The sequence below is a fragment of the Paenibacillus tyrphae genome, assembly GCF_000722545.1.
In the GTDB taxonomy this organism is placed as follows: domain Bacteria; phylum Bacillota; class Bacilli; order Paenibacillales; family NBRC-103111; genus Paenibacillus_G; species Paenibacillus_G tyrfis.
This window is the reverse complement of the sequence record NZ_JNVM01000010.1, coordinates 331,143-353,642: the sequence shown is the minus strand read 5'-3', so window position 1 is coordinate 353,642 and position 22,500 is coordinate 331,143. Positions and strand designations below refer to the sequence as shown.

18 protein-coding genes are annotated in these 22,500 nt (G+C 55.2%); 2 read left to right on the top strand and 16 right to left on the bottom strand.

The annotated features are described in order from the left end of the window. Positions 1-33 precede the first annotated feature (33 nt). The 10 genes from ET33_RS13965 to ET33_RS13920 form a co-directional block, all read right to left on the bottom strand. Complete coding sequence (locus ET33_RS13965) at positions 34-1,857, bottom strand: cache domain-containing sensor histidine kinase (RefSeq protein ID WP_036682103.1); 1,824 nt, start codon at positions 1,855-1,857, stop codon at positions 34-36. Then, positions 1,854-2,879 (bottom strand): response regulator, encoded by a 1,026-nt coding sequence (locus tag ET33_RS13960; protein WP_036682098.1) that lies wholly within the window; start codon positions 2,877-2,879, stop codon positions 1,854-1,856. Before ET33_RS13960 ends, ET33_RS13965 begins: the two co-directional genes overlap by 4 nt. Positions 2,880-3,045: 166 nt before the next feature. Continuing rightward, positions 3,046-4,599 (bottom strand): type 2 periplasmic-binding domain-containing protein, encoded by a 1,554-nt coding sequence (locus tag ET33_RS13955; protein WP_036682095.1) that lies wholly within the window; start codon positions 4,597-4,599, stop codon positions 3,046-3,048. Positions 4,600-4,749: 150 nt separating this feature from the next. Further along, positions 4,750-5,619, bottom strand: a complete 870-nt coding sequence (locus tag ET33_RS13950; RefSeq protein ID WP_036682091.1) for a carbohydrate ABC transporter permease — start codon at positions 5,617-5,619, stop codon at positions 4,750-4,752. A 14-nt stretch (positions 5,620-5,633) separates the two neighbouring features. After that, positions 5,634-6,590 (bottom strand): ABC transporter permease, encoded by a 957-nt coding sequence (locus ET33_RS13945; protein WP_036682089.1) that lies wholly within the window; start codon positions 6,588-6,590, stop codon positions 5,634-5,636. 169 nt (positions 6,591-6,759) lie between these two features. Continuing rightward, the gene (phoU, locus tag ET33_RS13940) at positions 6,760-7,419 is read right to left on the bottom strand and encodes a phosphate signaling complex protein PhoU (protein WP_036682086.1); all 660 of its coding nucleotides are present in this window, start codon (positions 7,417-7,419) and stop codon (positions 6,760-6,762) included. Between the two features lie 35 nt (positions 7,420-7,454). After that, the gene (gene pstB / locus ET33_RS13935) at positions 7,455-8,243 is read right to left on the bottom strand and encodes a phosphate ABC transporter ATP-binding protein PstB (RefSeq protein WP_081890320.1); all 789 of its coding nucleotides are present in this window, start codon (positions 8,241-8,243) and stop codon (positions 7,455-7,457) included. 2 nt (positions 8,244-8,245) lie between these two features. Beyond that, a complete protein-coding gene (gene pstA, locus ET33_RS13930; protein WP_036682079.1) occupies positions 8,246-9,103 on the bottom strand; it encodes a phosphate ABC transporter permease PstA in 858 nt (285 codons plus the stop codon). After that, positions 9,100-10,038 (bottom strand): phosphate ABC transporter permease subunit PstC, encoded by a 939-nt coding sequence (pstC, locus tag ET33_RS13925; protein ID WP_036682077.1) that lies wholly within the window; start codon positions 10,036-10,038, stop codon positions 9,100-9,102. The genes pstA and pstC overlap by 4 nt, the downstream gene beginning before the upstream one ends. Positions 10,039-10,232: 194 nt before the next feature. Then, a complete protein-coding gene (locus ET33_RS13920) occupies positions 10,233-11,162 on the bottom strand; it encodes a phosphate ABC transporter substrate-binding protein (RefSeq protein ID WP_036682075.1) in 930 nt (309 codons plus the stop codon). 211 nt (positions 11,163-11,373) lie between these two features. On the opposite strand from ET33_RS13920, the gene ET33_RS13915 reads away from it, so the two are divergent. Further along, positions 11,374-13,353, top strand: coding sequence for a methyl-accepting chemotaxis protein (locus tag ET33_RS13915; protein ID WP_036682073.1), 1,980 nt, complete (start codon positions 11,374-11,376; stop codon positions 13,351-13,353). Positions 13,354-13,424: 71 nt separating this feature from the next. On the opposite strand, the gene ET33_RS13910 is transcribed toward ET33_RS13915, so the two are convergent. The 6 genes from ET33_RS13910 to ET33_RS13885 form a co-directional block, all read right to left on the bottom strand. Continuing rightward, complete coding sequence (locus ET33_RS13910) at positions 13,425-14,507, bottom strand: Gfo/Idh/MocA family protein (RefSeq protein WP_036682070.1); 1,083 nt, start codon at positions 14,505-14,507, stop codon at positions 13,425-13,427. A gap of 172 nt (positions 14,508-14,679) precedes the next feature. Next, positions 14,680-15,684 carry a Gfo/Idh/MocA family protein gene (locus ET33_RS13905; protein WP_036682066.1) on the bottom strand — a complete coding sequence of 335 codons (1,005 nt, stop codon included), beginning with the start codon at positions 15,682-15,684 and terminating at the stop codon, positions 14,680-14,682. A gap of 130 nt (positions 15,685-15,814) precedes the next feature. Beyond that, the gene (locus tag ET33_RS13900; RefSeq protein ID WP_036682055.1) at positions 15,815-16,534 is read right to left on the bottom strand and encodes a response regulator transcription factor; all 720 of its coding nucleotides are present in this window, start codon (positions 16,532-16,534) and stop codon (positions 15,815-15,817) included. A gap of 96 nt (positions 16,535-16,630) precedes the next feature. Next, on the bottom strand, positions 16,631-18,430 hold the full coding sequence (gene pnpS, locus ET33_RS13895) for a two-component system histidine kinase PnpS (protein WP_036682052.1): 1,800 nt from the start codon (positions 18,428-18,430) through the stop codon (positions 16,631-16,633). A 61-nt stretch (positions 18,431-18,491) separates the two neighbouring features. After that, positions 18,492-19,487, bottom strand: coding sequence for a bile acid:sodium symporter family protein (locus ET33_RS13890; RefSeq protein WP_036682050.1), 996 nt, complete (start codon positions 19,485-19,487; stop codon positions 18,492-18,494). Positions 19,488-19,496: 9 nt separating this feature from the next. Beyond that, the gene (locus tag ET33_RS13885) at positions 19,497-21,032 is read right to left on the bottom strand and encodes a fumarate hydratase (RefSeq protein WP_036682048.1); all 1,536 of its coding nucleotides are present in this window, start codon (positions 21,030-21,032) and stop codon (positions 19,497-19,499) included. Positions 21,033-21,303: 271 nt separating this feature from the next. On the opposite strand from ET33_RS13885, the gene ET33_RS13880 reads away from it, so the two are divergent. Continuing rightward, on the top strand, positions 21,304-22,455 hold the full coding sequence (locus ET33_RS13880; protein ID WP_051775325.1) for a polysaccharide deacetylase family protein: 1,152 nt from the start codon (positions 21,304-21,306) through the stop codon (positions 22,453-22,455). The last annotated feature ends 45 nt before the right edge of the window (positions 22,456-22,500 follow it).

Here is a 22,500-nt window from a genome sequence, read left to right as displayed (position 1 = left end):
ATCCCCCCTTCGCTCAACCGCAACCGTCGGCGCTCATGACGGCCTTCCTGAGGAAGGCATGATCATCGTGACTTTCGTTCCCTCGTCAAGCCGGCTCTCGATGTGCAAACCGTATTGCTCGCCGAACACCATCTGAATGCGCCTGTGCACGTTAACAATGCCAATTCCGCCCTTCTTGCCGGCCGCATCGTCCCCTCCGTCGACAAGACGGTTCGCTTCCAGCTTCTCCCGCAGCTCCGCCAGACGGTCTTCCGGGATGCCGTTCCCGTTGTCCTCGACGCTGACCCAGAACGTCCCGTCCCCTTCGCCCGCATCGATCCGGATGCAGTGATAATCCTCCACGCCGCCTTCGAACGCATGCTGAAATACGTTTTCGACGAGCGGCTGCAGCGTCAGCCGAACCATCTTGTGAAGCAGCAGCTCCGGCTTCACGGCGACGTCGATCTCAAACTCCCGCCCGACCCGGTGTTTCAGCACGATCATAAAGTTAAGCACATGCTTCAGCTCGTTGGCTACCGTGATTTCCTCCAGATTCGTCTGTACGGAATAACGCAGCATGTAAGCCAGCGCCCGCACAATCTCCGAAATTTCGTCCGAATCCTCAACGAAGGCATAACACACAATCGTCTCCAGCGTATTGTATAAAAAATGCGGATTGATCTGAAGCTGCAGCGATTGGAACTCCGCCTTTTGCCGCTCCATCTGGATTTCATGGTTTTTCAGCTCCGCCTGATACACCTTGTCCACGAGTTCCGACAACCGGTTGACCATCAGATTGTAGCGGATCATCAGCTCCATGATTTCGTCCCGCTGCCGCTGCTCGGGAAGCGGAATAGTCGCCCAGTTACCCTTCTCGGTCTCCCGCATGCCTTCCTTGAGCATCCGGATCGGCCCGGTAATCGACTTGCCGAAACGGAAGGCCAGCCATAACGCGAACACGAGCGTAAACAGACCGACGACGATCGAAGTGACGCGAATCGTATCCACCGGCTTCCGCAGCTCGGCCATCGGCATGGACACGACGAGATGCCAGCCCGAATACGCGGACTTCCGGCTCTGGTACAAGCGCCGCTCTCCGTTTTCCTCCGCCACGAAGGACTGCAGGCCCGATTCGACGATGCTGCGCTTCAGCTCGGGCTGTACGGTTTCCCCAATCCGCTCCCTTTGGGGGTGATACACGATCCGTCCTCTCTCGTCGACGATGAAGAAGAAGCCGGTGCTGGTGAGCTCAATGCCTTTCCACAGCTCCGAAAGCTCGGCCGAACGTAGCTCGATCGCGAGGATGCCTTGCGGCTCCGAAGACGTTAAGCCGCGAATTTGGCGCACGAGCGTGATCGTCCGGTTGTTCTGGCTTTCGATAATGCTGCGGTTCAGCACGCTGAGGCTGCCGTATGGCGACGTATTCGTTTTAAAGAAGGCCAGCTGCTCCTTGATTTGCTCCGGTGTAAACGACGTTCCCGTGACTTCGTTATAGTAATACACGGCGTTCCCGTTGAAGCTGATCGAATAAACGGCCGTAATCTCGGGATTCCGTATAAAGATCGGGTCGATCACATATTCCTTGATCTGCTTCTGAATCTCATAGAATTCGTATCCCTCCAGCCCTGCCGGCAGGTCGATAAAACGTTTGACCTCCTTGTTGGTCAGCAGCGAAACCATGGATCGCTCATACGATTTCAGATACAGATCCGTATGGTAAGCCGCATTGCCGACCATCTGGGACAGCTGGCCCTCCACCATCCGGTCCAGTTCCTGAGACGAGGCGTAATACGTGACGATACCGACCGTCGTCAGCGAGACGATAATGACGATCAAGAAATAGAGGAACAGCTTCCGGTACAGGCTCGCCTTTTTCATTTGATCCCCAGTTGGCTGCGGTATTCCGAAGGCGAAATGCCGACGATCTTTTTAAACGTTTTCGTAAAATGCGGATAGTCGTCGTACCCGACCTCCAAAGCCACGTCCACAATACGAATATGGGACTGGGCCATCAATTGAAGCGCTTTCTCCATCCGGCGCTTGATCCGGTATTGGACAAACGTTTCGGAGGTCATTTTTTTGAACAGCGAGCTGAAATAAGTCGGGGTCAGCCCGACAAGCTCGGCCACTTCCTCCAGAGTGACTTCCTTGGACAAGTGCTGATCGATGTAGGCCTTCGCTTCTTCCATCGGGTCCTTGAATTGCCCGCGGCGTGCCGAGATCAACTTCCGGTATATCGCCTGCAGCGTCTGCTCGAAATCGTCCAGCAGCTCGGTCTTCGTATGACCGGCAATCGCCTCCTTCGTCTCCGGGGACACCGAAAAAGCGTTCCGCTCCTGCAGCCGCTGAACAAGCAGGCGGATACAATCGCCGAGCAGCTCCCGAAGCTTCGCGGCGGACAAGCCGGAGTCGAGATAGTAGCCCCGCCACTGCTCCAAATACCGGGCAAGCTCGTCCGTTTGGTTGGCCCAAATGCACTGCTCCAGCTTCCCTACCCATTCGACGTATTTGGATACCGGCACGTAGCCTTTCATTTTCCGTTTGAGCACCGTATCCAGCGCTTCATGCAGCTCGGGCTTCGTCGCGGGCTTGAGCAAATATTGCTTCACGCCGTAAGCCAGACATTTTTGCGCGTACTCGAAATCGTTGAACCCGGAGATGACGACCGTTTGAATATCGGGGAATTCTTCGTGAATGCTGCGGCACAGCTCCAGTCCGTCCATCTTGGGCATCCGGATATCGGTCAGCACGATGTCGGGCTCGTGCGCGCGGATCAGCTCCAGCGCTTTCGCTCCGTTCTCCGCAGTAGTGATGCCGTCGAACGCGGGACTGTACTGCTCCGCCATTTTGACCAAGCCTCTGCGGATGACCGGCTCGTCGTCCACGATGAGCAAATGCATGGAACACCCCTCCTGTAAGGTCCGCCTAAGGGAAAAGTATCCGCTCCGGACAAAGCCGGGAACGGATACTTCACCGTGATCTGTATGATGATTTTACTATGCCTTCGGGATGCAGGGCAATGAGATAGTTGGCCTTGACGGACAGCGGCTTTCCGGTCGCAGACCGTTACTTCACATTGTTGCGGACAATGACGCCTTCCTTCTTGTTGTAGCGGTCCGTCGCTTCCTTAATGACTTCGTTGCCGCCTTTGGCTTTGTATTCTTCGATGACCTTCGGCCAATCGGAGATCGGCTCCTTGCCGTAGATCATTTTGACCATATGGTCGATGATCAGCTTCGGGGCCGTATCGGTCGTCGGCATCAGATCCGGGTATTTGGCGAACGCATTCAGCGTCGGCGTGAATTCGATCGTACCGAGCCCTTCTTTGGCCAGCACCGTATCGAACGCTTTCGCCAAGTCCTTGCCGTCCTGGGACAAGGAGGAGCGGAGCTTGTTGATGGTAATGTCATGCGCCCACCACAGATTGTTGCGGAAGCCCTCTTCGTCCACTTCTTCTTTCGTTTGCGGGAATTTGTACTTGATCTGCCCGTTCTCTACGGTGTAGTTCTCGCCTTCCACCCCGATGCTGAAAAACTTCTCCGCTTCGTCGGTCAGCATCCAGTCCAAAAATTTGACGATGCTGATCGCCGTTTCCTTCTTTACGTTTTTGTTGATATACAAAGCGGTGGATAAGGAGCCGTACAAGAGATGACCGCCGTATCCTTCCGGGCCTTTCGGCGACGGAATAATATCGATTTTGGCCTCGGGCACGACCTTCTTCACCTTGGTACGGTAGTTGGCCATCCCTTCCGCATTGGCGGACCACATGCCGACTTTACCGGCCTCGATATTTTTACCGTAGTCGGTCGACGTAACCGTCGCAAAATCTTTCGGAATCAAGCCTTCGTCGAACATCGTTTTGTAGGCTTGGAGCGCTTTCGTCATATTTTCCACGTCAAAAAATTTCGGAACAACCTGCCCATCCTGCAGCTCGAATTGGGAACCGATGACGTCGTAGGAGCCGAAAATCGTATCGGCATACTTGAATTTTTCCCGGATCTGGTACGGATTCTCGACGCCGAGCTTTTTCATCGCGCGCATCACGTTCAGCATGTCCTCGACCGTCTTGGGCGTGGGCAGGCCCGTTTTCTCCAGCAGGTCCGTCCGGATGAAGAGCGCACGCCGCGACGGATTGGACAGCCATGCCGGAACGGCGTAAATTTTGCCCTGGTAGCTGACCTCGTCCCAAGCCTGCTTCGGCACCTGCTTCATCAGATTCGGCGCATATTCTTTCAGCAGATCGTCCAGCGGCATGAACAGCCCGGCCTCCACCGAGCCGGACATCGCCTTGCTGTTCACGCTGCTGCCCTGAACAACGTCGGGGATGTCGTTACCGGCGAACATGACGGCCATTTTCTGGTCGAATTCCTTGAGCGGGAGAAAGCGGATATCCATGTCCACATTTGCCAGCTTCTCCAGCTTTTTAACCCATTTGTCTTCGTTAATATTCGGCGAGCTTTCCGCATATGCATTGCCGCTCGTGTTCAGCGAAATCGTAAATTTTGTCGGCCCCTGCTTCCCGTCGGCACCCGGCGCTTCGCTTTCATTCTTGCCGCCGCCGCATCCGGCTGCCGTTACTGCCAGCGAACCGACCAGCACCGTACTGATGAGCTTTTTCAAGTCGAACCCCTTCTTTCGCTTAAAAAGTATGTGGATGTGCATGCTGCCCCATTCAAATGATAGCGATTTCAAATCAATCATAGAATTGGCTAACTTATTATCACAATGTGTTTTTTTACGATGGGGCCTGTTCTGTCGTCTGATGAACGGTTACGATTTGATCGAGCCGATCAGCATCCCTTTGACAAAATAGCGCTGAAGAAACGGATAAATCATCATGATCGGAATCGTCGCCACCGTAATAATCGCCATTTTGATGCCTTCCGGCGACGTGTTCGTAAACTGCGACAGCTGGTCGGACGAGCCGAAGAAGTCGGTAATGACGATTTCGCGCAAGCGGACCTGCAGCGGGTAGAGCGCCCGGTTATTAATATAATACAAGGCATTGGAGTACGTATTCCAGTGCGATACCGCATAGAACAGGCCCATGGTCGCCATCGCCGGCTTGGACAACGGAAGCACGATGCTCCACACGATACGCATTTCGCCGCAGCCGTCCATCCGGCCGCCATCGATCAGCTCGTTCGGCAGGTTGACGAAGAAGGAACGCATGACGAACAGATTGTACGCGCTGATGGCGCTCGGGATAATTAACGCCCACACCGTATCGAGCAGGTGCAAGTTCTTGACCAGCAAATAGTTCGGAATCAGCGGCGCCTGGAAAATCAACGTGACGAGCACCATAAGCAGCACGTACGTACGGCCCGCATATTCCGGCCGCGATAGCGGGTAAGCGAGCGCCGCGGTGGCGATCAGATTGATGACCGTTCCGACGACGGTGATGAACAGGCTGACCGAGAAGGAGCGCCAGACAGAGGCGTCTTTTAAGATCAACTGATAATTTTCAAGCGTAAATTGTACCGGCCACAGCGTCACCTTCCCGCTGTTGATCGCGGCGTCGGCGCTGAGCGATTGGGCGACCACGTGAAGCAGCGGCAGGATCATCGTCGCCGCAAGAATCGTAAGCACAACATAGTTCAATACCGAGAATACCCGTCCCGCCGGAGTTATATGATTCATCTGCATTCACCCGCCTAATATAGTCCTTGTCCGGTCGCTTTGCGGCTTAGCGCGTTGCCAAGCATGATCAGCGCCAGCCCGACGACCGATTTGAACAGCCCGACGGCGGTCGTGAAGCTGTATTGACGCCCCACCAAGCCGACCCGGTAAATATAAGTGTCCATAATATCCCCCGACCCTTCGTTGAGCGAATTGAGGAACACATAGACCCGCTCGAATCCGAAATCGAGGAAATGGCCGATATGCAGCAGGAACAAGATGACGATGGTCGGCATAATTGTCGGAATCGTGATCGATATCGTCTGCCGCCAGCGGTTCGCGCCGTCCATGACGGCCGCCTCGTACATTTCCGGATTGACCCCGGCCAGCGCCGCCAAATAGACGATCGTCCCCCAACCGCTGTCTTTCCAGATGCCCGAGCTGACCAGGATGGTGCGGATGTACGAATCTTCGCCCAAAAAATAAATCGGCTCGATCCCGAACCAGCCCAGCAAATGATTGACGACCCCCGTCGTCGGAGACAAAATGCCGATCGCAATCCCGCCGACAATGACCCACGACAAGAAGTGCGGCATATACACCACCGTCTGAATAATCCGCTTGAACATCAGCAGCCGCATTTCATTCAGGAGCAGCGCCAGCACGATCGGAAACGGAAAAGCGAAGATCAAATCGTAAAATCCGATCAGAATCGTGTTTTTTAAAATACGCAAAAACTCGTCATAGGCGAACATCCGCTGAAAATTTTCAAGCCCGATCCACGGACTCCCCGCAATTCCTTTAAAAATGTTGTAGTTTTGAAACGCCATGACCGAGCCCATCAAAGGAACGTATTTGAATATCACGAAATATAAAATGCTGGGCAGCGAAAGGATATAAATGGCCTTGTACTTCTTCATCAGCCTCCACGTTTCCCGGGCCCGCGACGGTTTAACTGCGGAACGTACCGCCCTCTCCAGCTTGGCTTCCATGCTGCATTCCTCCTTTATGGTTCGATCTTACTATGAGGGGGATTCGTTTCAAATGGAGAAAGTTGCACGGAAGCTGTGTTTTTTTACGATGGCAAAAAAAGCAAAAAGTCCCACCCGCGCCTTGGTGTAAGCGCGCGGCGGGACTCCGGCCGGAGCCGTTCGGTATCCGCTATACGTTCAAATCTTTCCGTTTGCCTGTGACCATAAAGATCACGCCTTCTCCGATATTCGTCGAATGATCGGCGACGCGTTCAAGGAAATGAGCAGCCAGCATGAGCTGGGACAATTGTCTGTTTTTGGCAAAATCCGTGCCCATCAGCATGATGATATCGTTCATGATGACGCTGTACAGCTTGTCGACTTCGTCGTCCTTCTCGGCCAGCGCCGCAGCCCGGTGAACGTCGCGTTCGGTATAAGCCAGCAGACTTTCCTGCAGCATATTCTGGGTCAGCTCCGCCATGCGCGGAATGTCTTCGAGCGGCTTCACCAGCTCTTGACCGTTCAACCGGATGCAAATTTTGGCGATATCGACGGCATGATCTGCAATGCGTTCCAGATCAGTGGCGATCTTCAGCGCCATGCTGATAATCCGCAGATCGCTAGCCATCGGCTGCTGCAATGCGATCAGCCGCAGTGAATCCTCTTCGATTCTAGCGGTCATCTCGTCGATCTGATCGTCCTCTTCGATCGTTTGCCGGGCCAAGCTCTCATCCAGCCGCGCTAGCGATTCGACGGCTTGGCGGATGAGCCTTGCCACATTGTTGCCCATGTCAAGCAGGTCTTTTTGAAGCAGATCCAGCGATTGATGGAAATTGAACCGGTTATCCACGAATAAAGCGCTCCTTTGTCCGAACGGCCGAGAACTTATCCGAACCGTCCGGTAATGTAATCTTCCGTCCGTTGGTCGGAAGGCGTGGTAAAGATTTTGTCCGTTTTGTCGGACTCAACAAGCACGCCGTTCAAGAAGAACGAGGTGTAGTCGGAAATCCGCGCAGCTTGCTGCATGTTATGTGTAACGATGATGATCGTATATTTCTCCTTCAATACCTGCGTCAGCTCTTCGACCTTCAGCGTCGAGATCGGGTCGAGCGCAGACGTCGGCTCATCCATCAGCAGCACATCCGGCTCGACGGCAAGCAGACGCGCAATGCACAAGCGCTGCTGCTGACCGCCGGAGAGACCGAGCGCCGACTTGTTCAAGCGGTCCTTGACCTCATCCCACAGGGCGGCCTGCACCAGGCTGCGTTCGACGATTTCGTCGAGCACGGCTTTTTTCTTCGTGCCGTGAATCCGCGGGCCGTAAGCGATATTGTCGTAAATGCTCATCGGAAACGGGTTCGGACGCTGGAACACCATGCCGACCTTCTTGCGCAGGGACACGACGTCCGTTTCCGGGCCGTAAATATTTTGGCCGTCCACATAGATGTCGCCGGTAATGCGCACGTTGTCGATCAGATCGTTCATCCGGTTCAGGGTGCGCAGAAAAGTCGATTTCCCGCAGCCGGAAGGGCCGATCAACGCGACGATGGAATTTTGCTCGATCGTCAGCCCAATGTTATGCAGTGCATGATTTTCACCGTAATATAAATTTAATTGCTCTACTTTGATTTTATTCGCAACCTTTGGGTTCGCGATTGCACTCGCTGTCGCCATAGTCATTTCCCTCCGGACAATTTTTTCTGCAGCATACGGCTTGGAATACCGATTAACAGGTTAAAGATCAGCACGACGATCAACAGCAGCGCGGCGGAGCCTTTAGCAATGTTCTTGGCATCCGGCACGATCGCTTCGGATTGGACGTACCAGAGATGAACGGACAGCGTCTCGCCCATGCTGAGCGGATTGAAGTCCGGGAAGAAACGCGATACCGACAGCCCTGCGGTATAGATCAGAATGGCCGATTCCCCGAGGGCGCGGCCCGCGACAAGCGTGATCCCCGTAATTAAGCTCGGCAGCGAAGCCGGGAGCAGCACCTTGCGGATCGCCTGCCAGCGGGTCGAGCCGAGGGCGAGCGACGCTTCCCAGTACGATTCCGGAACGGATTTGATTGCTTCTTCCGTTACCCGCACAAGCACAGGCAGATTAAGCAGCGACAAGGTGATCGCCCCGCCGATGATCGAAAATTTCAGACCCATCCAGTTGACGAACAACAGGAAGCCGAACAAACCGAAGACGATCGACGGCACGGAAGACAAAGCTTCGACCGAGACGCGCACGATGTCCGTAAACCGGTTCTTCTTCGCATAAATGGCCAGATACACGCCGGCGCCGATACCGATCGGCAGCGAGATCAACAGCGAGAGGAACAAAATATAGAAGGAGTTGAACAACTGTGGGCCTACGCCGCCGCCGGCCATAATCTCCGAAGGCTTGCCGGTGATGAAATTCCAGCTCAGCATCGGCAGCCCGTCGCCCAAGATCCGGAATAGAAACCAGGCCAGAATCAATATAATAACAGCGCCCGTTGCCCAAAAATAGAGCGTGGCGATCCGGTCGGTCGTTTTGCTTGTCATTTCACTTCACTCCTCTTTGCGACAATGCGGATGATCAGGATCATGGCCAGCGAGATCAGAAGCAGCACAAGTGCCATCAGGAACAAAGCGTTGTTCCACGTGCTGCCGTAATGGGTGTTCCCTATGTCCTTGACGATCGCCGTCGTCAGCACCGTAGCCGAGCTGAGCAGCGAATCCGGCATTTGCGGCGAGTTGCCGATAACCATGAACACAGCCATCGTTTCTCCGATTGCTCGTCCCATCCCGAGAATGATCCCGGTCAGAATGCCGGGCCGGGCCGCAGGAATAAGCACGCGCCAAATCGTCTGCCAGCGCGTCGCACCAAGCGCGAGCGAAGCCTCTTCCAGGCGGCCGGGCAACGCGCGGATCGCGTCCTCGGAGATGGACAGAATCGTCGGCAGAATCATGATCGCCAGGATGATGGCCGCCGGCAAAATCCCGTACCCGAAGCCCTCATTAAACTTGGCGAGGAACGGAACGATCACCGTAAGACCGATCAAGCCGTAGACGACCGACGGAATCCCAACGAACAAGTCGGTCGCCGGACGAAGAATTTCACGCACCCACTTTGGCGCGATTTTAGCCATAAAGACCGCACCCGACAGCGCGAGAGGCACCGACAGCAGCACCGACAAGAAGGTCAGCAGCAGCGTGCTGTACAGAAACGAGAACGCGCCGAATTTATTTTCCGACGGGGTCCAGTCGGTCGAGAAAAAGAACTCTACCGGCGTTACGCCCGAAAAGGTTTTGACTCCTTGCCAACCGACGAAGACGATCACGGAAAAGATGATGAACGTGACGAGCGACGCGCTTCCTATAAATATCCATCTCATCACTTGGTCGTTTCTGTTCTGCGCTCTCGTCCAGCGGTTCATCCGATGCTCCTCCCGCTCTTCCTTCACACTTTCCGTCAGCTGATCGGCAAATGAATTCATCAGCTATTACCCCCTGGTTCGAATAGTTCCACACGTGTTCCTTAGCTCAAAACCATCATAGAGTACGAATGTAATAACAGAACATGAGAATTGTTAAGGTAATGTAAAAATTGCGCGGGTTTCGACAAATCGGCATAGCTGGACATAAAAAGAGCAGCGACATGATGCCGCTGCTCTCGTAGATGACTAGACGATTATTTTTTCAACAGGTTGGCCGGAAGGAATTTGAGCTCCTCGACTTTTTTGTCTTGGAATTCCGGGCTCATCAGGTAGTCGATGAATGCTTTGGCTGCGCCTTTGGCTTCGCCTTTCGTGTACATATGCTCGATGCCGTACAACGGATATTTGCCGTCTTTGATCGCGTCTTTGCTGAAAGCTACGCCTTCGAATTTCAGAGCTTTCAAAGTATCGTTAATATAAGGCGTGTCTACATAACCGATCGCGCCGGTCGTTTGACCAACGGTTGTAGCCATAGCGCCGCTGGATTCTTGCGTTACGCCGTCTTTCGTGAAGTCTTTGCCGTCCAGAACGATTTTCTTCACGAGCGCACGGGAACCGGAGCTGTCCGGACGGTGAACGATCGTAATTTTTTGATCTTTGCCGCCAACTTCTTTCCAGTTCGTGATTTTACCGGAGAAAATGTCTGCTGCTTGAGCTTTGGTCAAATTGTCGATCGTAACATCTTTATTAACGATGATGGCAAAAGACGCAACTGCTACGATGTGGTCGACAAGACCTTTGTCTTTATATTCCGGGCCGGCTTCGATGTCGGAGTTTCCGATATCGGACGTGCCGTCCGCTACGTTTTTAAGACCTGTACCGGAACCGCCGGCGGTCGGGTTGATCGTTACTTTCGGGTTTTTCTTCATGAACTCGTCCGCAGCCGCTTTAACGAGCGGAAGCAGGGCGCTGGAGCCGGAAGCCGTTACCGTACCGGTGATCTCTTCTGTTTTAGCCGGTTGGTCTGCCGGTTTTTTGTCCCCCGTTGTTGCCGTTTTGTCTCCACCTGCTGCCGAATTATTCGGTGCCGGATCTGTCTTCGTACCGCAAGCGGAAAGAACCCCCAACATTAAGATCGAAACCATGGCCAAGCTTAAACCTTTTTTTGACAGCTGCTTCAACATTTCAGCATGTCCTCCCTTTGTTTTTTGTTTACTAGGACATCGTACCAACCAATTGTTAAGTGAAAACCATCGGAACGTAAACGGAATGTAAAAGTTTAAAGCTGCTAAAAGTTAACAATCGTTTTACAAACTTCCGTTCTTCTATTAATACTTTAGTCCTACACTGGCATCAGAATCGGGATTAACTAGAAAGAAAGAGTGGAGGGTTTCTATGAAACTAACAGGCGCTATGACGCTTAGACAGAAGCTGATCGCCGGTTTGTCGGCTATGGTGGTCTTGTTTATGTGCGTTGCGTTATTTAACGTAAACCAGATGCATCGGATCAAAAGCCAATTGGGCGTTCAAAACGAGAAGGTGGAGCTCAAGCTGATGGCGCTTGAATTGAAGGAAATGGTCCAGGAGCTCAATATTATCGCCTCCGGCTTGGAAATCTCGAAGAACCCGGACTATATCCCCAAATATAACGAAAAAAGAAAGCTGTACGATCAAATGGTCCAGCGCATCGGCGAAACGGCCGATACGGATGAGAAATCCGTGTGGCGGAGCAAGCTGATTCTGCTCACCGGAGAATATACGAATACGTTCGACGTGGCGGCCAAGGTCATTCAGGACAAGTCGTTGACGAAAACGGACGTCGATAAAAATATGGAGTACCTGTATAACGAGTCGCAGCGGATTATGAGCGAAATTTTCACGTATGTCGATCATTTCTACGTCTCGTATGCGAGCGATGCCGCCGCTGCCGTAACGGCGACGCAGGATGGGTTGGATCGAACCGTTGCCGTCATGATCACCGCGTTCGCCCTGGTGGCGGTATGCGTAACCGCGATCGGCGTCCTTGTGATTCGCTCGTTCACCGGACAGATCCGCCGGCTGCAGCATGCCGTAGGGCGAATCGCGGACGGAGACCTGCGGCACAAAATCGGAAGCCGCTCCCGCGACGAGCTCGGGCTGCTCAGCCAAAGCTTCGATCATATGGTCGATCAAGTGCGGGGCATGCTGCACAGCACGAAGCAGATCGCTTCTTCGTTAGCCGGACATTCGCTTTCGTTCCGCGAATTCTCGGGGTCGACGGCGGCCGCCAATCAAGACATTCTGCGTGCGATCCAAGACATTTCTGCCGGAGCGGAGCAGCAAGCCCATTACTCGGAGCACAGCGCCTACCTCATCACTGGCTTGGCCGAGGAAATTCGTAAAATCAACGAATATACGGATACGATGCAGCGAAAAAGCCGCGAAGCCGCATTCAATACCCACACCGGTTCCCGGTCGATGGAAGCGCTCAGACAGTCGGCCGACCGGTCGGGAGACGTTCTCCGGCAAGTGACCGTCGCGATGGAGACCTTGTCGCAAAGCTCGGCGCAAATCGGCAAAATTGTCGGCACGATTGCGGAAATCGCCACGCAGACCAACGTGCTGGCGCTCAATGCGTCCATCGAAGCGGCGCGGGCCGGAGAACACGGCAAAGGCTTCTCCGTCATCGCGGAGGAGGTCCGCCAGCTCTCTTCGCAGACGGCCGAATCGTCCAAGAGGATCGGGCTGATCGTCAAGTCGCTGCAGATCCAAATGAGCGAGATGGAAGCCTCGTTTGAGGAAGCCCGCCGCTCGTTTGACGAGCAGAACGGGAAGATGGACGAGAGCATGGAAGCATTCAGCTCGATTCGTTCCTCGATGGACGAGCTTTCCGGCCACATCGGCCAAATTCACGAGCTGATCACCGATGCGCAGGAGAAAAACGGCCAGCTCGTCGATGCCGTACAGCACGTTGCCGCCATTGCCCAGGAATCCGCGGCGGGTGTGGAAGAGGTCAATTCCTCATCGCACCAGCAGGATACGGCCATTCGGCACATTGCTTCGCAGGCGGACGATATGCTTTCGCTATCGCGGCGGCTGTTCGAGGAAATCGACAAGTTCAAGATGGATGATATCGAAGCGGAGGAAGCTGGGAAAGCCGAGATTCCCGTATCGCCGGAGATGGACGAAAGCCGGGTCCAGAAGGAAGAGGATCGCGAGGTAAGCCCCGCGGTCAAGAGTGCGGGGCAAGCCGTGGCCGAGGTCGTAGCTGCACCATCGGCACCTGCAGCGTCGACTGACACCGGGACGCAAGCAGCGCCTCAAGAGCAGGCGGAATGCAAGGATTACGATGCCGCCCGCCGGGAAGAAGAGGAAAAGAAGCTGCAGCCGGTTTGATGCCAAGAAGTCGGCAGGCATACGAAAAGCCCCGGTTTTCGCATCCAATGCGAGGCCGGGGCTCCCTACGTTTATTCGAAATAGATGGCTTTACCCGTACGGGAAGATTCGTAGATCGCTTCGAGAATTTCCGATACGACGCAGGCCTGCTCCGGCGTAACGACCGGATCGATATCCTTGTCGATCGCTTCCAGCCACAAGCGGGCTTCAAGATCGGCCGGGTTTTCGCCGTTGCCTTCGTAAAAATCGACGCCTTTAGCATCCAGCTGAATTTCGTTCATGAACAAGCGGCTGTGCTTCTCGCCGTTGATGCGCAAGCCGTCCCACATGTCGGCGCCGCCCTCGGTGCCGCACAGCGTCGTTTTGGCTTCGCCGGTTTGCAGCAGGTTAATCGCCCAGCTCGATTCGAGCACGATCGTCGCTCCGTTCTGCATCGTAATCATGCCGAACGCGGAATCCTCGACCGTGAATTTCTCCGGGTCCCAAGAGCCCCAAGCGTTGGCAGCGTTTGCTTTCTTCGACAGCTTATGAAACGCGGTCCCGAGAACGGCCTTCGGCTTGTAATTGTCCATCATCCACAGCGTCAAATCAAGCGCGTGCGTCCCGATATCGATCAGCGGGCCTCCGCCTTGCTTCTCTTCATCCAGAAAGACGCCCCAGGTCGGCACGGCGCGGCGGCGGATCGCGTGCGCTTTAGCGTAGTAAACGTCGCCGAGCTCGCCTTCCTCGCAAACCTTTTTCAAATATTGGCTGTCCGCGCGGAAACGGTTTTGATAGCCGACCGTCAGCTTTTTGCCGGTCCGCTTCGCGGCTTCCACCATACGTCTCGCATCCGCTGCGGTTTTCGCCATCGGCTTCTCGCACATCACGTGCTTACCGGATTCCAGAGCGTCGATCGTAATGTCGGCGTGGGAATCGTTCGGCGTACAAATATGAACGAGATCGAGCGTCGTATCGGCCAGCAGCTGCTTATAATCCGAATACACTTTCGCTCCCGGCGCGCCGAACTTGCTTGCGGCCTCATGCGCCCGCTCTTCGACAATATCGCAAAATGCGACCATTTCAGCGTTAGGTTGATTTTTCAGCGCAGGCATGTGCTTGCCGTTGGCAATCCCCCCGCAGCCGATAATTCCAATTCGGTATACTTTAGACATGAAGACGGCGCCTCCTTCGTCATTCGCGGTTTGATTCGTAATCCCAAGCCTTAGTATAGACAAGTTGCGGGCAAAAAGATATTTCGGAATTGGCGTTCGTTATATGCGATTGTGTCATCATAGCTTCCGGTTCCGTAATAGAGCACCGCTGCGTTCGTCATATATCGGCTTCTCATTCGGCAGACGCCTGTACGCTCACCCTGCGCTCTGTACGGGCTGCCTCCAGCAGCGCATCCATAACCCGCGCTTGTCGGAGCGCTTCTTCGGCTCCGTCGCTGTCTTCTGAACGCCCCTGCTTCCGAAGCAGCACCGCATCCGCGAAGCTCTCCGCCTGCAAGCGAAACGGCGTGAGCCGGTCGGTGACCCATTCCTTCCACCGGCTATCGAGCCGACAGCGAATCCGCAGCTCCTCCGCGGTCACGTCGAGCTCAACCTGCAGCTTCCCCTTCGTGCCCCATAGCTCGAAGCTGGCTCCATGAGGCAGATCCAGAGCCGCATCCAATTGGGCCGTACGCCCCTCGCCAAAGTAGAGTGTACCCGTGAACCGCCGGTCTACGCCATGCAGGGGATGCAGGTCCAGAGCCGCATCTGCGGCTATCGGCTCCTCCCGGGTGAAGTACCGCGCCCAAGCGACCGGATAACAGCCGATGTCGTACAGCGCGCCACCGCCCCAGTCTTTGCGCCAGCGGCTGCTGGCCTCGTCGGCCAGGAACGAAAAGCGCCCGTAAAAACGGGCCCATTGCCCAATCGCGCCTTCCCCGATCCAATCGCGTATCTGCTCGAATCCGGGGTAATATTTCCACACAAATGCTTCCCGGACCAGCACGTTATGCTTTTGGGCCGCATCGGCAATCGCATTAGCCTCGCTCCCGCTCAAAGCAAGCGGCTTTTCCAGCAGCACGTGCTTTCCAGCTTCGCACGCTTTCACCGCCCATTCTTTATGCAGATGATTAAGTAAAGCGATATACACCGCATCAATCTCGGGATCGCGCAATAAGGCCTCATAGTTCTCATAAGAATGAGGCACACCGAAGCGTTCGGCAGCAGAATGCCCGTTCTCTTCCGTCCTTCCGGCTACTCCATGCCACATTCCGTTTGCCGCTTCTTTTATCGCCATACCGGCTTTGCCTATAATGCGTCCCGTCCCTAGAACTCCCCATTTGATTCGATCCGACATCAATTCACCCGCCTTTCGACCTATTTCCCGGGAAATGGATACTGATCGCCACGATTCGACCCAAAGAATTCCGCTTATGCAAAAAGAAAAGGAGGCCGCGATATCTGCTGCCTCCTCCCTGCTGCGTAAGCTATCCTTTTTTTCCTGCCGAACTGACCAGCTTGTAGCCGACGCCGCGAATCGATTCGATCTGCACCGATTGCTGGTTCATTTCCAGCTTTTTGCGGAGGGAACTGACGTGCACGTCCACCGTCCGCTGACCGCCGATATAGTCGAAGCCCCAGACGATGTTCATCAGGTCATCCCGCGTCACGACGACGCCCGGCCGCTGCACAAGATACAGCAGCACTTCGAACTCCTTCGGACGAAGCGGAATCGATTCGCCGCCGAGCAGCACCTCGTATTTTTCCGGATAAATATACAGGTCGCCCGCAGTGATGACCTTCTCCCCGCTTCCGGGCTTATCCAGCAGGCCGTCATCAGCCGTCGTCCGTCGCAGCACGGCGGATACCCGTGCCAACAGCTCCGCCACGCCGAAAGGCTTCGTAATATAGTCGTCGGCTCCGTATTTGAGCCCCTGCACGACTTCTTCCTCGGCATTGCGGGCGGTCAGGATGATCACCGGCGTTTTGTTTCCTTTTTGCCGGAGCTTGGATAAAATCTCAAAACCGTTCATCCCGGGAAGCATGATGTCCAGGACGATGAGATCGAACTGATGCTGCAGCGCTGCCTGCAATCCGTCGCTTCCGTGATCGACCACTTTGGTTTCGTAGCCTTCTTGCGTAAGATTATAAGACAACAGCCTCGCCAGCGTAGGCTCGTCCTCAATAACCAAAATTTTTTGCGGCATGTTACTCCCCCGGGCATTTATTCTATATCTAAAGCTTAACATAGCCTATATTTATTGACAAACGGTAAATGCTTTTTTGGCTAAAACAGCCTGAGCTCAGTGAATCATCGGCATATCGATCTCGAACTTCGTTCCCACGCCGACTTCGCTTTCCACCCGGATCGTACCCTTGTGAAGCTCCACCAGATGCTTGACGATCGACAGTCCGAGTCCCGTGCCCCCGGAGCTGCGGGAACGCGCCTTGTCCACCCGGTAAAACCGCTCGAAGATGCGCGGCAGGTCCTTCTTCGGAATGCCGATCCCCGTATCCGCAATCGTAAACCGGACCTTGTCGTCCGCCGCCTCCGACGTTCCGCCGAGCAGCTGCTCGACCTTCACTTTCACTTTGCCGCCCTCCGGCGTATAGTTGATCCCGTTGGACAGCAGGTTGATCAAAATCTGCCGCAGCCGGTCCTCGTCCGCTTCCATATAAATGTCCTCGGGCACCTGCATGTCCAGCTCGATCGATTTCTTCGCCGCCTCCGTCCGCATCACGTTGACGCAATGACCGACGAACGTTTCCAGATGCACCGGCGAGAACTGGAGCGGAATGCGCTTCGATTCGATTTTGGACAGCTCCAGAATGTCCCCGATCAACCGGTTGAGCCGCTCGCTCTCGTCGAAAATGATCTGGAGAAACGACCGCGCCGTTTCCTTGTCGTTCAGCGCCCCGGCCAGCAGCGTTTCGGCGAAGCCTTTGACCGCGGCGATCGGCGTCTTCAGCTCGTGGGACACGTTGGCGACGAATTCGCTGCGCATCCGCTCCAGCCTCCGGACGGCGGTGATATCGTGCAGCACGATGAGAAGCCCCGTCCATTCCTGGCTCGAATCCGAGATCGGACTCAGGTTAATTTCCAATATGCGCTCGCTTGGGTAGTAGAAAATCATTTCGTCCCGCATATGCTCGCGCACATCGATACATTCCTGGATCAACTGGGTGAATTCGAACTGCTGCTTCGCCTGATCGAATTTTTTCCCTAGAAGCTCTTGCGCGGAAAAGCCGAGAATGTCTTCGGCCGAACGGTTCAGAAGCACGATCTTGCCTTCCCGGTCGATCATCATGACGCCGCTGATCATGTTCTCCAGCACGCTCTTGAGCCGGTTCTCGTCCTCCAGAATGCGATTCATCTGCAGCTGCAGACTATCCGCCATCCGGTTGATTGCATGGCCCAGCTGCCCGATCTCGTCTTTTTTGTTGAGCCGGACACGGTACTTGTAATTCATATCCGTAATCTGCTGCGCGACGCTTGTGATCAGCTCGATCGGCCGCGTAATGCCGTAGGCCACGCGATAGCTGATTAGACCGGCCAGCAGGAACACCGCCAGCAGCCCGCCGAGCAGAACGTACCATACTTTGCGGATGGACTGCTCGACCTCCGCCAGACTCATCGCGAGCCGCAGATAGCCTTCGGTCTTGTCTCCTATCTGCACCGGAATGGCGACGTAGAGCATATTTTGACCGATCGTGCTGCTGTAGCGCTTCGCGTAGCCGACTTTCCCCGAGCTTGCCGCAGCTTCAATCTCTTCGCGGTGAAGGTGATTCTCCATCTCCGCCGGATTGGAATCCGAATCGGCCAATACTTTGCCGTCTCCGCGGATATACGTGACCCGGGCGTCGGCAAACTGTTTCAACCGGGCGGCCCGTTCCGAGAACTCCTTCATCAGCTCCGGCTCCGATCCCCGGTGGCTCCAATCCATCGTCGCGAGAATAATTCGCAGCTCCCGCTCCATATTCGTTTTCAGCGAGTCGATATACGATTGCTGCAGCATTTGGGCCATGAACAAACCGGCCATCAGCACGGAAGCGCCGATCAAAGCGATAAAAATCAAGGTCAATCGGGCGCGGAACATCTTCATAAGGTGCGTTTTCCCTCCAAGCGAGCTGCGCGGGCGCCAAGGTCCCGACAAACGTTTTTACTCAATATCGTACTTGTTCGTCCGGCGAAGCGCCAGTTAATTTTGTGTAAAGGGACGAGCGCAAATACTTTTTCATCAACCAATGATTGAGCGTCGCCATCGGCTGCTGGATCAAAATCGACAGAACGACGGGCACCGCGGTCAACGGCTCGAAATAAGCGAGCGCCAGCACCAGCCCGAGCGAAATGTTGCGCATGCCGGACGAATACGTAATGGTAATGACCAAATCGGGCTTGCGCAGCCAAACCGAGCCTGCGAAGCCGATCAAGTATGACAAAAGCACCAGTAGCACGACCAACGGAATAACGACGATCATATCGCTCTTCATCTGCGCCACATACGGCTCAATCGCAGCCGCATTGATCATGACCACGACGGCCAGCGCCAGCTTGGAGGTCGGGCCGCAGACGGGAGCCGACCAACTCTTGAAGCGCTGCTTGGACACCTCGTTCACGAGCACGCCGAGAATCGTCGGCACCACGATGATTTCGACCAAATCCAGCATCACCTTCGTATGGTCAAACGCGATAGCTTCGCCGAAGATCAGTTCCACCGCGGCCGGAATGACAAACGGGCTAAGGGCCGAATCGATCACGATCATGGCCAGGGCCAGCGGCACATGCCCTTTGGACAATCCGACCCAGATAACGGACGATACCCCGAGCGGGATGATCGCGAACAGGACGAACCCGACCACATAAGGCGATTCCGCGCCGAAGGCGGTACGGCCGATCGCATAACCGAGCGCCGGCGCCACGATATGCGATAGCACGAACGTCAGCGCCATCGGCACCGGCATCCGAAACGCCTCGCGGATTTGGCCGAAGCTGCAGCCGGTCGCCATGACGAAGGTCAAATAGGCGAACAGCAGCGGCACGGCCGCCGTCCAGCTATTCATATAATGAGACAAAAGAAACCCCAGTATCAACGATACCGGGACAATGACGGACAAATATTTTTCTATCCAGGCGTTCAGCCTGATGCCGAATGATCCCATGGCCGGGCCTTATACGAACACCGGTTCTTTGAACTGGGCCAGCTTCTCGCGCGACTCCTGCTCGACGTCGGCATGCAGGCTGTTGCCGTGGGAATCCATCGTGACGATGGCTGCAAAGCCTTCCGTTTGGAGATGCCACATCGCTTCCGGAATGCCGAATTCCATGAAGTCGACGCCTTCCACTTTCTTAAAGCATTCCGCATAGTATTGGGCTGCGCCGCCGATCGCATTCAGGTACACCGCGCCGTGCTCCTGCAGCGCTTTGAGCGTTTTGGCGCCCATGCCGCCTTTGCCGATGACCGCGCGGATGCCGAACTTCTTAATAATGTCGCCTTGGTAAGGCTCCTCGCGGATGCTGGTCGTCGGGCCTGCCGCTTTCACGACCCAGTTTCCTTCCGCATCCTTGGCCATAACCGGTCCGCAGTGATAAATCACCGCGCCGTTCAGATCCACCGGAGAATCGTGATCCATCAAATATTTGTGCAGCGCATCGCGGCCCGTGTGCATCGGTCCGTTGATAATTACGACGTCGCCGACGCGGAGCTGGCGGATCTGCTCCTCGGAGATCGGCGTCTGCAGCACGACTTCACGGCGTTCGCCCGACTCGGATGCGGCAGCCGGCTCGTCCTTCTGCATCGGCAGCTCTTCACCCTTGCGGTATGCCCACTTCGTGATCGCGCCTGTTGCCGGATCAAGCAGCACGCCTTGTCTGCGGAACGCCCAGCAGTTATATGCGACGGAGACGAAGAAGCTTGCCGGCAGCCGGTTCATGACGCCGACCTTGCAGCCGAGCAGCGTCACTTGACCGCCGAAGCCCATCGTTCCGATGCCGAGCTTGTTGGCGTTGTCCATAATGTATTCTTCCAGCTTGCGGAGCTCATCGTTCGGATTGACGTCGTCCGCCGCCCGGAACAGCTGGTGCTTCGCCAGCTCGTAGCCGGTCGTCCGGTCGCCGCCGATGCCTACGCCGATGAACCCGGCGCTACAGCCTTGGCCTTGCGCTTGATAGACCGCATGCAGGATGCATTTGCGGATGCCGTCGAGATCGCGGCCCGCTTTGCCGAGGCCTTCGAGCTCGGTCGGCAGGCTGTATTGAATGTTCTTATTTTCACAGCCGCCGCCCTTGAGGATCAGCTTCGCTTCGATTTCATTCCGTTCCCACTGTTCGAAGTGGATGACCGGGGTGCCCGGACCGATGTTGTCCCCGCTGTTCGCGCCGGTCAGCGAATCGACGGAGTTCGTCCGCAGCTTGCTGTCCTTCGTCGCTTGGGCAACGGCGGCGATAATCTGTTTCTTCATCTCGATCTGGTTGGCGCCGACCGGACAATGAACGATAAACGTCGGCATTCCCGTATCCTGACAGATCGGCGATACGTTGCACTCCGCCATCCGAATGTTGTCTGCAATCGTAGACAGCGAAAGCGCGGAACGCGTTCCTGCATCCTCCCGGGCACGGGCGGCTTGAATCGCTTCCCGGACGTCGGCCGGAAGGTTCGTGGACGTTTCGACGATCAATTGGTAGATGCTCTCTTGAAAATGCTGCATGATGGCAAAAGACTCCTTTCGTTTTTCGCAAAAACGTTACTTGATAACATGGAAACGCATAAATCTATAATAGCATATTCGGACGGGGACCAACACCGCGTTTTTGCGCGATTCCGAAGGGAGGAAAGCCCGGTTCAAGGGGATCGGCTTTACAAAACATTATTTTTTGATAAAAGCGCTTTCTTGAAGGAAATGAAAGCAGATTTGTCGAATGATGTAGAAAAAAGCGAATAGGTCCATTTAACCACGTCCGAAGGAGTTAAGAACTACCATGAGAAAGCTGGTCCTCCAAACGGTCCTTCTGGCCTTCCTTGGCCTCGGCCTCATCTTCCAGCCGCTGAGTGCGGCCAAAAGCGCTATCCTTTATAAAGACCAGGTGGCCGTGATCATCTACCACCACATCGACGACGACGCCAAGAGCGGCGGGACGATCACCGCCCAGCTCCTCAAGGATCAGCTGACCTATCTCAAAAGCAAAGGGTACCAGTTCATCACGCTCAAGCAATTCAAGGCGTACATGGAAGGAGCGCCGGTTCCGAACAACGCGGTGCTGGTAACGTTCGACGACGGATACGAAAGCTTCTACGTCAACGCCTATCCCCTCTTGAAGCAAATGCGCGTCCCCGCGGTCAATTTCGTCATCACGGGCGATTTGGAAAATCCGCTCGCCAGCTATATTCCGTCTATGTCGCGGGACGATATTATGGAAATGACGAGCGATACCAACTTCACCGATTTTCAGTGCCACAGCCATCATTTTCATTATAAGCTGCCAAGCGGCGGCGCCGCATTGGTCAGCCGGCTCGTGAAAGACGGCGTCAAGGAAACGGAGGAGCAGTACAAGCAGCGGGTCGTCGGCGATACGAAAGCCTGCGTCGGAGCGCTAAGCGAGCTGTATACGGAGCCGGTCGATTCGTACGCTTACCCCTTCGGCATATACGACAAGCCGGCGATGGAGCATATCCGGCAGGGCGGCATCAAATACGCGTTCACCGTTGTCCCGGAGGTGGCTACCCGCGAGGTGGACCGGATGCAAATTCCGCGGATCGACGCCGGCAACAGCGGGGTATCGCCGGAGCGGCTACATCAAGCGATCCAGCGGCGCGTCGTCGCTCCGATGCCGCCAACGAGCGAAGTGCCGCTGGCCGAGACGGTCAGTGCATTCGGCGGCAAGGTCGCGCAGTCCCGTGACGGCACCGTGCAGATCGGATTCGGAACGCATACCTGGAGCGGCGCAGCCGGCGGCACGAAGCTGACCGCGCCGGACGGCCGGACGCTGGCGCTTCATAAACCGCTGACATGGAAAAACAATAAAATCTTCATCACTCTGAAAGATTTAGAGCAGGCGATCGGGGGACAAATCGTGTATAATCCAAATGTACAAAGCTTCGCCTTACGCCAAACGATCGATACGAAGCCTTGACCGGATGCGCGCATGAAGCCGAAGCTGAATTCTTAACTTAGGATG